This window comes from Bradyrhizobium sp. Mp19, from assembly GCF_029952935.1.
In the GTDB taxonomy this organism is placed as follows: domain Bacteria; phylum Pseudomonadota; class Alphaproteobacteria; order Rhizobiales; family Xanthobacteraceae; genus Bradyrhizobium; species Bradyrhizobium elkanii.
This window is the reverse complement of the sequence record NZ_JASAUT010000010.1, coordinates 1-12,746: the sequence shown is the minus strand read 5'-3', so window position 1 is coordinate 12,746 and position 12,746 is coordinate 1. Positions and strand designations below refer to the sequence as shown.

The following is a 12,746-nucleotide window of genomic DNA, read 5'->3' as shown; positions in this document are numbered from 1 at the left end:
TTCAGTCCTCAAGGCACGGTCCGGCCGGACACGTCGCGAGCGAGCACGAAAGCCGGCAAGGTCGCAAGGTTGTCACGAACCATGATCGGGGCGGGCACCCCTTCCGGCAGGTTCATTGCGGCCCGATTATGCCACCAAGTCGGCAGATGCACACGTGCCGTGCCGAACAGATCATAGGCCGATCCTGCAACGAACAGGCATCGATTGGCCGGGACCGGCAGTTCGTCGAGCGCGAGCCGATAGGGTTGCGGCTGCGGCTTGTAATAGCCGGCGCGCTCGGCCGTCACGAACACGGTGAGGGGAACGCCGAGGCGATCGGCGGCGATGCGGCCGAGCCGCTCCGAGCAGTTCGTCACGACGCCGAGCGCGACGCCGGCACCGTGCAGCGTTTGCAGGACATCGCGCACCTCGGGCCAGGGATCGAGCTCCGCATAGCGTGCGCCGAGCTCCACGGCGCGTTCGAACGGCAGCCCAACGTTGCGCGCGGCCTCGCCCACCAGGTCTTCATAGGGCCGGTAGCGCCCGGTGGCATAGGTGTTCTTGAGATACTCGGCCCGCCAACGCAGCCCGGCTTCGTCGGAGCCCGCGACCTTGTTCCAGAGTGTCCAGCTGTCGAGCAGCGCCGTCAGCAGATCGAACAGAACGGCGTCATAGGCTCGGGTCATGGGCTGCGCTCCGCCTCCTACCATCCGCGAAACCGCTCCCATTGCCGGACCGCGCCGGAGCCGGCGGCGACGACATGGTAGCGGTCGTGCTGGGCTCCGGTCGCGCAGGCATGGTTCGGCAGGATCCGCAGCTTCGCGCCGACCGGCAGCGCCACCTGCGGCGCCGTGCTGCCGGGGCGGAGCGCGATGATGCCGTGCTCCTGATTGGTTTCGGTCACGATCAGGTCGCGATAAGGCCGTCCATCGATGTCGCAGACGATGCCATAGCCTTGGTCGACCGGCTGCTTCGCGGTGCCGCGATCGCGCGACAGCGCCATCCAGCCGGCGTCGATGAAGGTCCAGCCGCGGTCGGCGCGATGGCCGATCACCGTCGCGAGCACCGACAGCGCGATGTCCTCGACCGCGCAGACCTCGATCCCGGCCATCACAAGGTCGAACATCACGAAGACGCCGGCGCGCACCTCGGTGACACCATCGAGCCGGCGCGCGAAATGCGCTGTCGGCGTCGAGCCGACGCTGACCACCGGGCAGGGCAGCCCGGCCGTGCGCAGCGATTCGGCGCAGGCGACCGCGGCGGCGCGCTCCTGCTCGGCGGCCTGCTCGAGCGCCGCCACGCCGCGGCAGGAATAGGATTCGCCGGCATGCGCCATGACGCCGCGCAACTCGGCGCCGCCTTGATGCAGCGCGCGGCCGATCTCGACCAGCAGCGGGTCGTGCGCGCCGACGCCGGCGCGATGGCCGTCGCAGTCGATCTCGATCAGCACGGGAATGGGGTCGTTCGAAATGCGGGCCATCGCGGTGACGGCGGCGGCCTGCTCGAGACTGTCGAGCACCACGGACAGGTCCACGCCCCGCCGCCGCAGCGCCGCGATGCGATCGAGCTTCTGCGGCGCGATGCCGACGGCATAGAGGATGTCTTTAACGCCCGCCGCGGCAAACATTTCGGCTTCTTGCAGCGTGGAGACCGCGGCCGGACCAGCCGGACTGTCCATCACGGCGCGCGCCGCCGGAATGGATTTCGCGGTCTTCAGATGCGGGCGGAGCGGCACGCCGAGCCGCGACAGCCGCGTCTTCAGGCGGGCGATGTTGTGCAGCATCCGGTCTTCGTCGAGCACGAGGCAGGGCGTCTCGATCCCGGCGAGCGGATGCGGTGCGTTCGAGGCAAGGGGTGATGACATGCGGCAAGACTAGCCGCTTCCATGCTAAGCACAATTTACCGAATGTCATTCTTATATTAAGCCTGAACTTAATGCTCTCGACCGACGATATCCGCTTTTTCCTGGCGATCGCTGTGGCGCGGTCGCTCGCGGCCGCGGCGCGGGCGCTCGACGTCACGCCATCGGCAGTGTCGCAGCGGCTGCAGAGCCTCGAGCAGCGTTTGGGTGTTCAACTGGTCAGCCGCTCGGCCCGGCGGTTGACGCTGACGGACGAAGGCGAACTCCTGATGCAGCGCGGGGGCGCGCTGCTCGACGAGGCCATGGAGTTGACGGAGGCGCTGCGGGCGCGTCGCGGAACCATCGCCGGGCATCTGAAGATTCTCGCGCCACTCGGCTTTGGCCGCCGCTACATCGCGCCGGTCGTTGCCAGGTTCCGATCCCGCCATCCCGACGTGTCCGTCGAGCTCGAGCTGTCCGATCGGCCGGGGCGTGCGGCTGCCGGCGCGTGGGACGTCATGATCCATATCGGCGCGCTGCAGGATTCCACGCTTCGCTTGCTGCGCCTTGCGCCCAATGAACGCCTGCTCTGCGCCTCGCCGGCCTATCTGAAGCGCCGCGGAACGCCGGCGAGCCCGCAGCAGCTGCGCGGACATGATTGCATCGCACTGCGCGAGAACGAGGAGGACGTGACGCTGTGGCGGTTCTCCCGCAGGCGTGGTGCGGCGGAGCCTGATGTCGTCAGGATCGAGCCGATGCTGTCGAGCAATGACGGCGAGGTCGTGAAGGCCTGGGCGCTCATGGATCACGGCCTGATCGTCAGGTCGGAGTGGGATGTCGCCGAGGACCTCGCCTCTGGCCGGCTGGTACGGGTTCTGCCGAACTTCCGCCTGCCGCCGGCCGACATCGTCGCGCTCCTCAATCCGGGCCGCGGCGGGCGGGCCCGGCGCACGCAGGCTTTCGTGGAGCATTTGCGCGCCGTCCTCGCGCCGCCGCCATGGCGCAGCAGGCCACGCTGACAGACGGCGATTGCTTACGCCGCGCCGGCCTGCCGGCTCAGATAGCCCTTGGCAAAATCGAGATACCAGTCGAGGCAGCCGGGATTGGCCATCGCATCGCGGTTGATGATCTTCTCGACGGGATGGCCGAGCAACAGCTTCTTGACCGGCAGCTCCTGCTTCTTGCCGGACAGCGTGCGCGGAATCTCCGCCACGACGAAGATGTCGTTGGGCAGGAAGCGGCGCGACAGGCCGGCCTCGACCGCCTTGTTGATCTTGCCTCTCATCGCGGCATCGAGCGCAATGCCCTCGCGCAGCACCACGAACAGCGGCATGTAGCTGTCGCGGCCGAGATATTCGAGGTCGACCACCATCGAATCCAGCACCTCCGGCAGCGCCTCGATCGCGGAATAGAGCTCGCTGGTGCCCATCCGCAAGCCATGGCGGTTGATGGTGGCGTCGCTGCGGCCATAGATCACGCAGGAGCCGTCGGGATTGATCTTGAGCCAGTCGCCATGTCGCCACACCGGGCCGCGGCCGGAGCCGTCGAAATTGTCGGGATAGGTCTCGAAATAGCTGGAAAGGTAGCGCGCGTTGCCGGGATCGTTCCAGAACCGCAGCGGCATCGAGGGCAGCGGCTCGGTGCAGACGAGCTCGCCGACCTCGTCGATCACGGCGCGGCCCTGCTCGTCGAACGCTTCCACCGCGCAGCCGAGCAGGCGGCACTGCATGATGCCCGGCGTCTGCGGCAATTCGCGATTGCCGCCGATGAAGGCGCCGGCGAAGTCGGTGCCGCCGGAAATATTGGCCCACCACATATCGGCTTGCGCGGCGTTGCCGTTCTGCTTCGCTAGCGCGGCGAAGCGCTCGTTGAACCAGGCTTGGGTGTCGGCGCTGAGCGGCGAGCCGGTCGAGCCGAGCGTGCGCAGGCCTGAGAGGTCGCCGACGGCAGCGAGATCGATCTCCGCCTTGGTGCAATTGGCGAAGAATGCCGCGCCGGCGCCGAAGAAGGTGGCCTTGGCGTCGGCGACGAAGCGCCACAGCGTGGTCCAGTCCGGCTTGTCCTTGGTGCCGCCGGGACTGCCGTCGAAAATGCAGCAGGTCGTACCGTTGAGCAGGCCGTTGGCTTGGCAATTCCACATGATCCAGCCGGTCGAAGAGTACCAGTGAAAGCGTTCGCCGAACGAGTTTGGCTGATAGCTGCAGCCGATATCGTTGTGCAGCGTCGAGAGCGGCAGCGCCACGACGATGATGCCGCCATGGCTGTGCAGGATCGGCTTCGGCAATCCGGTGGTACCCGAGGAATAGACGATCCAGAGCGGATGATCGAACGGCAGCCATTCCGGCTCGAAGGCGTCGATTTCCGCGCTCCGGCCCGCGAGAATCGATGACAAGCGCGTCTCGGACGGCGCGGCGTCGCTGTGCAGGATGACATGCTGCACGGTCGGCAGCGCGCGCCGCAATTCCTCGATCACACCTTGCCGGTCGTGGCGCCGGCCGGCATAGGTCACCGCGTCGCAGGCGATCAGCACCTTCGGCTCGATCTGCTTGAAGCGATCGATCACCGCGGGCGCCGCCATGTCGGGCGCACAGACGCTCCAGACCGCGCCGAGGCTCGCGGTCGCGAGGAACGCGATGATCGTCTCGGGGATGTTCGGCAAGTAGGCGGCGACCCGATCACCGGCGCCGACGCCGTTGGCCTTCAGATGCAGCGCCAGCGCCGCCGATTTGCGCTGCAGTTCGGGCCAGCTCGTCTCCGAGAGCTTGCCGTCCTCGCCGCTCGAGATCAGGGCCGGCAGTCCTGCGGCATGCGCCGGCGCGACATGGCGGAAGACCTGGCGCGCGTAGTTCACCGAAGCGCCGGGAAACCACACCGCGCCCGGCATCTTGCGCTCGGCCAGCACCGCCGAATGCGGCGTCGGCGAGCGCAGGTCGAAATAATCCCACACGCTCTGCCAGAAGCCGTCGATATCGGTGACCGACCAGCGCCGCATCGCCTCGAAATCCGCAAATTCAAGGCCGCGCGTCTGCTTCAGCCATTGGCGGTAAAGGGCCATTTGCGGGACGTAAGCTGCTGTCATGGGCGTTTCCGAAAGTCCTTGTGTCGTGGCAGGCGATCGAGGCCCGCCGGCGTGTCTTAACATAGTGATGCAAGCGCGGGGAACGCAGTCGAACCGCTGCCTGCGTCATATTCTTACCGCCACCGCAGCGTGCTATTCCATCGGGCGCGGCTGATTCCATGCGGCAACCGAATCGAGCGGCCATGTCCATCGGCGAACTTTTCATCCTCGGCTTCCACGGCAAGGTCATTCCGCCCTGGCTGAAGGAATTTGCCGCGCAATTCGGGCTCGGCGGGGTGATCCTGTTCGACTATTCCTGCCAGACCCGGCAGTACGACAACAACATCGCCTCGCCCGCGCAGGTGCAGTCGCTCTGCGCCGAGATCGCGGCGCTGCCGTCGCGGCCGCTGGTCTTCATCGACCAGGAGGGCGGCCTGGTGCGCCGGCTCAAGGACACCTGCGGTTTTCGGCCGCTGCCGAGCGCGAAGGAGTTCAATCTGCTCGCGCGCGCGGAAAAGCAGACGGTCCTGGCCGCAAGCTACGGCGAGTTGCGCCGGCTCGGCATCCGCTACAATTTCGCGCCCGTCATCGACGTCGACTACAATTCCGACAATCCCAACATCGGCAGGATCAAGCGGTCCTATTCGCCCGATATCGGTGAGGTCGAGGCCAATGCCCGGCTGGTCGACGCTGCGGCGCGGCAGGCGGGAGTAGGCCTCTGCCTGAAGCATTTTCCGGGCATCGGCGGCGCAAGCGTCGATTCGCACATGGAGTTCATGGACATTTCCGATGCGCTGCGTCCAGAGCAGGAGGAGCTGTTCTACGCGCTGGCGCCGCGCACCTATGGCGATGCGGTACTGGTCAGCCACGCCATTGTCCGCCAGTGGGACGCGCAGCATCCGATGACACTGTCATCGGCCGGGCTCGGCCGGCTTCGCCGCCGCCTGCCCGAGACGCTGCTGATCACCGACGACATGCAGATGCAGGGGCTGCAAAAGGCGCTCGGCACAAGCGCGGCCAGCCTGCAGTCGATCGCCGCCGGCATGGACATGATCTGCATCGGCAACAATTTGTTCGACCAGGAGCAGGAGATGGCCGGCATCGCCGCGGCGGCCGCGGGTGCGGTGCAAGACGGGGCGCTGGATCGCGCCGCGGTCCAGCGCTCCATTGCGCGGGTGCGAAAGCGCAAGGCGCTGCTTGCCTGATGGCATTGAACGAAATTCCACGCCGAGCGACCACAAGAGGTGGAACCAAATTTCATTGCCGCGATTTAACAATGACGCTCATCGGGGCTGACAACCATGAAGATGCTCAAGCGTCTCTTCCGATTGACCTGGCTACGCCGGGCCGCGCGCAAACCAGCCGATTTTCCGCCTGCCTCCATCGATCCCGACGAATTCAGCCGCCTGCTTTGCAGCGGGCGCGCCGAGGATTTGCGGACACTGGCAAAGAAGTTGAGCCAGCGCTCGCGGGCCCACGCCTAGGCGGTGGATCGGATCCAATCACGCGGCCGGTTCTCGGCTAAACCGGCAAGTACGACGCGCGGCCGTGACTCCGGCGTCGGTCCCGATGCGATCAGCTACTGCTTTGCTTTTTCATGATTGCCGATCCCGACCGCCTTGTAGTCGTAGGTCGGGTAGAACTCGGTGTGGTAGGCGCCCCAGGCACTGTTCTCGATGATGCGGTTGACCTCGCGCAGCCGCGATGCCGGCAGCCGCAGCGTCACCACCTGGCCGATCCCCATCATCACGTACCAGCTGACGACCTCGACCCCCTCGGGCGGAAACGCCTTGTAGAAGCCCTGCCGCTCAAGCTGGGCATTGAGCTCACCGAGCGGTCGTGACTGATCATGCTTGAAGAAGATGGTGAGCATGACCGCGTTGTCGGGCGTCGGCGTTGCATCGCTGGTCGGCGCGGTCTGGGCCCGCGCGCCGGCGCCAAGCAGCAGTGCCGCGGCGAGCGCCGCAATCGTCATCCAGGATATCCAGGATCCGTTCCGCCCTCGCTTCATGGCCGCGCCCTTGTTGCTGATCGGGAGGCGGCGATCATCGCGACGCCTGTCGGGGCTGTAAATTGACATTCGCCTGATCCGATGCCTGCCCAATGCGCACCCGATGCCCGGTTGATGTGAACCGTCTCATAGGTGCGCGCGCCCGCGTGCGGTATGCCGAGGCCATCCCGATCCCGAGAGGGATGATCGATGACGACCCGGCGAATGGCGTATTGGTGGTTCAGGTTCGTTCTTTCGGGCCGGTTCCTGCAGAAATTCCTTCGGCTCCGGCGCCCCTGAGGCGATACCGGGCCGCGAATTCCGGCCTTTTCAATCCGGAAGCAGGGGCCGGAAACGGCTGGCCAAACCGTCCAAGGTCGATGCCAGGCGGAGAATCCCGCCGATGGTAACCTCGCCCACCCGTCCCGTAAGAATACTGTAATTCGACTCAAATATGCGAGATTCGTTGCCAAATCAGCGGTAATCTGCGCCTGCTTGGCAGGTCGGGGCCCGAGGTCACAGTTGCGTCACCCGTAGTTTTACTGAGTCTCGTGTTAACGCGGCCACAAGTTCACCTTTGGTAAACCATACTTATGACGCAACATGACAATCGGGCCGAGGCGCGCCTTCCGGCATGGACGGGTGGAACCGCGACGCTCGAGCCGCAGCCGCCTGAGGCTCAGGGAGCCGCTGCGCCGCGGCCGCAGGCGGACGCCGGTGCCGCGATCGTCCGGCAGTTCAATGGGCCGGTGACGGCGCTGCTGCTCTATATGAACGAGCTCAAACAGCACAGCCAGCAATTCGCACACGCGCCCGGCAATGGCGTCTATCTGCGGCAGGTGATCGAGAACGCGCTCGAGCAGACCGAGCGGGTGTCCGCGATGCTGAAGCAGATTTCCGACCTCTATCCCAATGCCGTCCCGGCCGCCGATCTCAAGCCGCCGGGCGACGACAAGCCGGCAGGCTCCCGGTCGCCGGATGTCATGTTCGCGCCGGAAGCCGGCCGCAAGCCGTTGACCAAGCGCGAGCGTGAAGTGCTCAGCCTGATCAGCGACGGCTATTCCAACAAGCAGGGCGCGCTGCGGATGAACATCAGCCCGCGCACGTTCGAGAGCCATCGCGCCGAGGCCATGCGCAAGCTCGGGGCGCGCAACACCGCCGATCTCGTCCGCAAGGCCTTGTTGCATTCCGCTTAGAGCGTTTTCAGGCGAAGTGGTTCGCGTGAAGCAGACGCGTCGAAACTGAAATCCGGAGCCCCGTTCCGATTCCATCGGAGCGGGGCTCTGGGCGTGTTCGGTTCGTTAGAACCCGGTTCTCAGAAATCGTCTTCCGCGGCGAAGCACAGGCGCGGCGCGAGCCGCGCGGCCGGCGCGGCGGCCTTCGGTTCATCCGGAACGATCGTGACCACCCATGCCGCCGTCGCGCCAGACTTGCTTTCGACGATCGCGCGCACGCGTCCGGTGACGGTGGCGCCGGCCGACCGTACGGTGGCGGGCCGGCCGTTGAACTGGGCCATGCGGAAGCGCCGGGCCTCCTTCCGGTCGGTCGTCTGGTACGTGAACATCGGCTCCCCCGTGCGTCCACGCAACTGTGGGGATGCAGCGTTATCCGACGGTGAAAATCGCACGCCGTAGAAGTACGGCTTGCACGGCGGTCAGAGCGCTTTTGAGCGAAGCGGGTGCCGGCTCGCGCGAAGACAACGCGGCAAGATAACTAACTCTAGCGGCCGACTTCCTGACAATTCAGCAGTCCCGCATATTGCGCCTTGACCGCAGCGTAGCATTCGCATGCGGTCCTGATCAGCCCATCCGCGTTGGTGATCTCGATGTGCCCGCGGCTGTAGTGGATGAAATTTGCCTGTTGCAAGGTATGCGCGACCAGCGACACGCTGTTGCGGCGCGCACCAATCATCTGCGCCATCGCCTCCTGCGTCAGGACGATCTTGTTGCTGCCGGAGAGATCGCGCGTGTGCAGCAGGCATCGCGCCAGCCGTGACTCCACGGTGTGCGCGGCGTTGCAGCCGGCCGTCTGCTGGATCTGGGCGTAGACGGCGAGCCCGTGCCGGATCAATCTCGCGCGAAGCGTCGGGCTCTGGCCGGCAGCCGCGCGCAACGGCTCGAGTTCCACAGTCGAGGCGACGCCGGGCACCAGCACCGTGGCGTTGTTGAGGACAGGTCCTTCGACGAGCGGGGCGAATGCGCCGTAGATGCTGTCGCGGCCGACCATCGCGACCTGCACGCGCTCGCCTTTTGCGAGCCTGACCACCAGCGAGATCACGCCCTTGTGCGGCATGTATGTCCGCTTGAGCATCTCGTCGGTCTCGACCAGGACCGAATTGGCCGCGAGGTCGACCGTTCGCAGATGCGGCCGAATCAACTCAAAATCGCTTGCCGAGAGCGACGCCAGAAATCCGTTGGGTGATCGAGGAACCGTTTCCAAAGCAACCTCCAGCCTTCCGGCAAAGCTTGTCTCTGGGCCCCAGGGCTGACGTGCGGCTGGACGTCCTTGCAACCTATTCTGGCACGTCAGGCTTCCGATGGAAACATGTCTTGGTTCCAATAGGAATAGACCTATCGCCGCACGTCCGCGTTGTCTGGCCGGTCACGTTGGGGCAGGGTGGCGCGCCGGTCAGTCTTCCGGCCCGATCAATTGTTCGGCGTGCGCCTTGACCGTCGTGTAACATTCACACGCCGCCTTCCGCAGGCCGTCGATATCGGTGATCTCGATATGACCGCGGCTGTAACGCAGGATGCCGGCCTGCTGAAACCCATGTGCGACAATCGAAACCGCATTGCGCCGGACGCCGATCATCTGCGCCAGCATCTCCTGGGTTAGCGGCAACGCCTCGCTGCCGCACAAATCGCGTGCGCGCAGCAGCCATCGCGACAGCCGTGCCTCCACCGGATGGGAAACATTGCAGGCGACGGATTGTTGCGTCTGCGCCATCAGCGCCTGCTCATAGAGCGCAACGAGGGTCCGGAAATCCGCGCTGCGATCGACTGCCTCGCGGAAATCTTCCGCCCGCACCATCGAGGCCGAGCCCGGCACCACGACAATCGCGTCGGCAAGCAGCGGCCGCTCGTGCAGGGCGGCAGACGCGCCCACGACGCCATCGCGACCGATGGTTGCAATCTCGACAGATTGCCCGTCGGACAGATTGATCATCATCGAGACCACGCCGCTATGCGGAAAATAAACCCGCTGCACCGGCGCGCCGGCATTGGCGAGCGCCGTTTCCCTGGTCAGGTCGACGGTTTCCAGAAGGGGATGAAGTTGCGCGTACTCCGTGGAGGGAAGGGCTTGCAACAGACGATTGGGCGGACGCGATACCGCGGACATTGGTGCTCCTGCCGAGGGCGGGAGCACTGCGGTCTCGCATCACCTACTCTTGGCGTGTGGAATGATTGCGAACATAGCTTGCCTGTCCAATTGCACAAGGGTTGTGGTGTTGAAACTATACCCTCTAGAGGGCAGACGGCGTGGCCGCCGCCGGCACCGGTGATCGACGTCGATCCGCGCGGCGCGCGATACGAGCGCGACTTTGTCTCTCATTTATTGATTTCCATTAACTCTGTTCCTCGCCGGCCTTTGCATCGTCGCGACTTGCAACGCCGGCTATCGACGCGCCGGGGCGGCAGCGCCGGGATGCCGCAAGTCCTGCACATGCGCAGGAAATTCGCGGCCATGAAGTCGGTCCGGCGCCGAACGCGCGCTGCCGCGGTCAGCCATCGCGCTGGGCGCCCGTCGAATCACCGGCAAGGCCGTTCTGGGTATTTGTACGGATCAGCCCTTTAACGAACGGGTAGCGCGGACGGACCAGTGTGGCGTGGGTCGCCGTGCGAAATTTACGGCGTCGCGTCAATCGTGTTCATCCAGAAGGGTATCCAGTATGTCCGGCATCGTTCTTTCGGCATCGGTCCGTCAAAACCTGCTTTCGCTGCAGTCGACCGCTGACCTGCTCGCCACCACGCAGAACCGCTTGTCCACCGGCAAGAAGGTCAACACTGCTCTCGACAATCCGACCAACTTCTTCACGGCGCAGTCGCTCGACAACCGCGCCAGCGACATCAACAACCTGCTGGACGGCATCGGCAACGGCGTGCAGGTGCTGCAGGCCGCCAACACCGGCATCACCTCGCTGCAGAAGCTCGTCGACAGCGCCAAGTCGGTCGCCAACCAGGCCCTGCAGGCCGCCGTCGGCTATTCCGCGAAGTCGCAGGTGACGACCGCTGCGATCCCCGGCGCCACCGCTGACAACCTGCTCGGCACCGCGACCCCGACCAACGCAACCCTCACCAGCACCGCCGCCTATACCGGCATCGACCTCACCGCGGCCGGCGCGAACCTGACGTTCCAGATCAACAGCCAGACTGTGACCTTGAATTCGGGCACGAACTACTCCGCCACCCAGGTGCGCGACGCCATCAACACGCAGGTCGGCGCCAGCGCCAAGGTCGCCGCCTCGATCGACGGCACCGGCAAGCTGGTCCTGACCAGCACCAACACCGCCGGCGCCGCGGACTCGCTCACGGTCGGTACGTTCAGCTCGGGCGACGCGACGCAGCTCGGCCTCCCGGCCGGTGCGACGGCGACCGCAAACGGCACGGCCGGCGCGAGCCCGCTGGACACGCTCACGCTGACCATCGGCGCGACCGGCAACGGCACTGCGACCAACATCACCTTCGGCACCGGTGCCGGCAAGGTGAAGTCCCTCAACGACCTGAACGCGGCACTCGCGGCCAACAACCTGCAGGCCTCGCTCAGCGCGGCCGGTGCGCTCACCATCAGCACCACCAACGATGCCGCTTCGGCGACCATCGGCACGATTGGCGGCACGGCGGCCGGCGCCGGCAAGCTGTTCAACGGCCTCACGGGCAGCGCTCCGGTGCAGGACCCGACTGCGCTGGCGAACCGCGCCAACCTGGTCAACCAGTACAACAACATCCTGGACCAGATCACCACGACCGCCCAGGACGCGTCGTACAACGGCATCAACCTGCTCAACGGCGATCAGCTCAAGCTGACCTTCAACGAGACGGGCTCCTCGACGCTGAAGATTCAGGGCGTGACCTTCGACGCCACCGGCCTCAACCTCACCAAGCTGACCGCCGGCACGGACTTCGTGGACAACGCTTCGGCCAACGCCACCCTGAAGACGCTGAACAGCGCGAGCGGCCTGCTGCGCACCCAGGCTTCGACCCTCGGTTCGAACCTGTCGATCGTGCAGATCCGCCAGGACTTCTCGAAGAACCTGATCAACGTGCTGCAGACCGGCTCGTCCAACCTGACGCTGGCCGACACCAACGAGGAAGCGGCCAACAGCCAGGCGCTGTCGACCCGTCAGTCGATCGCGGTGTCCGCGCTGGCGCTGGCCAACCAGTCGCAGCAGAGCGTGCTGCAGCTGCTCCGCTAAGCGTAGCCGCGACAGACATCGACTATCGAGGCGGCGGAGGAGACTCCGCCGCCTTTTGCTTTGGTTGCGCTTGACCATCCCGCCGGCTTCAACCAATGGGCGATCGCGTTCCGATGCAGGCGGTCGGCATGTCGCGAACGTTTCGCACGACTTAGCGGTCCTCAATTCCAATTAGTTCAAATTGCGATGAGCGATGGAACGGCCTCTTTCCCGTTCGGGTGGTAAGGGCCTGTCCTTGTGAGACTGGCCGTGATGTCGTGATGCGTCGTCGAACTGCTGAAGGGCTTCATCGTCCGTATTTGCACGGACGGCAAAATTAACGTCGCCGTGAAACCGGCCAAGTTATCGATGCAAGGCGAGCGTTCCGTAGCACCTTGAGGGGACCTATCCATGGACGATCTGTTGCGCGAGTTCCTGACGGAGAGCAGCGAGAGCCTGGATACGGTCGACAACCAGCTGGTGCAGT

General features: G+C 65.3%; 12 protein-coding genes. 5 read left to right on the top strand and 7 right to left on the bottom strand.

Features of this window, described 5'->3' with window-relative positions:
• Positions 1 to 8: 8 nt before the first annotated feature.
• Together QJT82_RS14630 and QJT82_RS14625 are read right to left on the bottom strand one after the other, a co-directional pair.
• Complete coding sequence (locus QJT82_RS14630; RefSeq protein ID WP_028343809.1) at positions 9 to 665, bottom strand: HAD-IA family hydrolase; 657 nt, start codon at positions 663 to 665, stop codon at positions 9 to 11.
• 17 nt (positions 666 to 682) lie between these two features.
• Positions 683 to 1,843, bottom strand: coding sequence for a DSD1 family PLP-dependent enzyme (locus QJT82_RS14625; RefSeq protein ID WP_028343810.1), 1,161 nt, complete (start codon positions 1,841 to 1,843; stop codon positions 683 to 685).
• A 71-nt stretch (positions 1,844 to 1,914) separates the two neighbouring features.
• Between QJT82_RS14625 and QJT82_RS14620 the strand changes: the two genes are divergently transcribed.
• Positions 1,915 to 2,838, top strand: coding sequence for a LysR substrate-binding domain-containing protein (locus QJT82_RS14620; RefSeq protein ID WP_028343811.1), 924 nt, complete (start codon positions 1,915 to 1,917; stop codon positions 2,836 to 2,838).
• Between the two features lie 14 nt (positions 2,839 to 2,852).
• Here QJT82_RS14620 and QJT82_RS14615 read toward each other — a convergent pair whose 3' ends face one another.
• A complete protein-coding gene (locus QJT82_RS14615; protein ID WP_028343812.1) occupies positions 2,853 to 4,898 on the bottom strand; it encodes an acetoacetate--CoA ligase in 2,046 nt (681 codons plus the stop codon).
• 182 nt (positions 4,899 to 5,080) lie between these two features.
• Here QJT82_RS14615 and QJT82_RS14610 point away from each other — a divergent pair, with 182 nt between their 5' ends.
• Together QJT82_RS14610 and QJT82_RS14605 are read left to right on the top strand one after the other, a co-directional pair.
• Positions 5,081 to 6,082: a glycoside hydrolase family 3 N-terminal domain-containing protein gene (locus tag QJT82_RS14610; protein WP_028343813.1), complete on the top strand. Its 1,002-nt coding sequence runs from the start codon at positions 5,081 to 5,083 to the stop codon at positions 6,080 to 6,082.
• A 96-nt stretch (positions 6,083 to 6,178) separates the two neighbouring features.
• Positions 6,179 to 6,361 carry a hypothetical protein gene (locus QJT82_RS14605; protein ID WP_028343814.1) on the top strand — a complete coding sequence of 61 codons (183 nt, stop codon included), beginning with the start codon at positions 6,179 to 6,181 and terminating at the stop codon, positions 6,359 to 6,361.
• A gap of 95 nt (positions 6,362 to 6,456) precedes the next feature.
• Here the strand turns inward: QJT82_RS14605 and QJT82_RS14600 are convergent, their stop codons facing one another.
• Positions 6,457 to 6,852: a hypothetical protein gene (locus QJT82_RS14600; protein WP_245288879.1), complete on the bottom strand. Its 396-nt coding sequence runs from the start codon at positions 6,850 to 6,852 to the stop codon at positions 6,457 to 6,459.
• Positions 6,853 to 7,460: 608 nt separating this feature from the next.
• On the opposite strand from QJT82_RS14600, the gene QJT82_RS14595 reads away from it, so the two are divergent.
• Entirely contained in the window at positions 7,461 to 8,063 is a 603-nt protein-coding gene (locus tag QJT82_RS14595) for a helix-turn-helix transcriptional regulator (RefSeq protein ID WP_028343816.1), read from the top strand.
• Positions 8,064 to 8,182: 119 nt separating this feature from the next.
• Here the strand turns inward: QJT82_RS14595 and QJT82_RS14590 are convergent, their stop codons facing one another.
• From QJT82_RS14590 to QJT82_RS14580, 3 genes are all read right to left on the bottom strand, one after another.
• Positions 8,183 to 8,431, bottom strand: a complete 249-nt coding sequence (locus tag QJT82_RS14590; RefSeq protein ID WP_028343817.1) for a hypothetical protein — start codon at positions 8,429 to 8,431, stop codon at positions 8,183 to 8,185.
• 155 nt (positions 8,432 to 8,586) lie between these two features.
• Complete coding sequence (locus tag QJT82_RS14585) at positions 8,587 to 9,306, bottom strand: Crp/Fnr family transcriptional regulator (RefSeq protein WP_028343818.1); 720 nt, start codon at positions 9,304 to 9,306, stop codon at positions 8,587 to 8,589.
• Between the two features lie 189 nt (positions 9,307 to 9,495).
• Positions 9,496 to 10,206, bottom strand: coding sequence for a Crp/Fnr family transcriptional regulator (locus QJT82_RS14580; RefSeq protein ID WP_035632992.1), 711 nt, complete (start codon positions 10,204 to 10,206; stop codon positions 9,496 to 9,498).
• 550 nt (positions 10,207 to 10,756) lie between these two features.
• Between QJT82_RS14580 and QJT82_RS14575 the strand changes: the two genes are divergently transcribed.
• Positions 10,757 to 12,280, top strand: coding sequence for a flagellin (locus QJT82_RS14575; protein ID WP_028343820.1), 1,524 nt, complete (start codon positions 10,757 to 10,759; stop codon positions 12,278 to 12,280).
• Positions 12,281 to 12,746: the final 466 nt, after the last annotated feature.

Excerpts from the sequence above, each read along its gene's own strand:
- QJT82_RS14580 (WP_035632992.1), bottom strand. The coding sequence starts at position 10,206 with ATGTCCGCGGTATCGCGTCCGCCCAATCGTCTGTTGCAAGCCCTTCCC.
- QJT82_RS14620 (WP_028343811.1), top strand. The coding sequence starts at position 1,915 with ATGCTCTCGACCGACGATATCCGCTTTTTCCTGGCGATCGCTGTGGCG.
- QJT82_RS14625 (WP_028343810.1), bottom strand. The coding sequence starts at position 1,843 with ATGTCATCACCCCTTGCCTCGAACGCACCGCATCCGCTCGCCGGGATC.
- QJT82_RS14595 (WP_028343816.1), top strand. The coding sequence starts at position 7,461 with ATGACGCAACATGACAATCGGGCCGAGGCGCGCCTTCCGGCATGGACG.
- QJT82_RS14600 (WP_245288879.1), bottom strand. The coding sequence starts at position 6,852 with ATGACGATTGCGGCGCTCGCCGCGGCACTGCTGCTTGGCGCCGGCGCG.
- QJT82_RS14575 (WP_028343820.1), top strand. The coding sequence starts at position 10,757 with ATGTCCGGCATCGTTCTTTCGGCATCGGTCCGTCAAAACCTGCTTTCG.
- QJT82_RS14590 (WP_028343817.1), bottom strand. The coding sequence starts at position 8,431 with ATGTTCACGTACCAGACGACCGACCGGAAGGAGGCCCGGCGCTTCCGC.
- QJT82_RS14615 (WP_028343812.1), bottom strand. The coding sequence starts at position 4,898 with ATGACAGCAGCTTACGTCCCGCAAATGGCCCTTTACCGCCAATGGCTG.
- QJT82_RS14605 (WP_028343814.1), top strand. The coding sequence starts at position 6,179 with ATGAAGATGCTCAAGCGTCTCTTCCGATTGACCTGGCTACGCCGGGCC.
- QJT82_RS14610 (WP_028343813.1), top strand. The coding sequence starts at position 5,081 with ATGTCCATCGGCGAACTTTTCATCCTCGGCTTCCACGGCAAGGTCATT.
- QJT82_RS14630 (WP_028343809.1), bottom strand. The coding sequence starts at position 665 with ATGACCCGAGCCTATGACGCCGTTCTGTTCGATCTGCTGACGGCGCTG.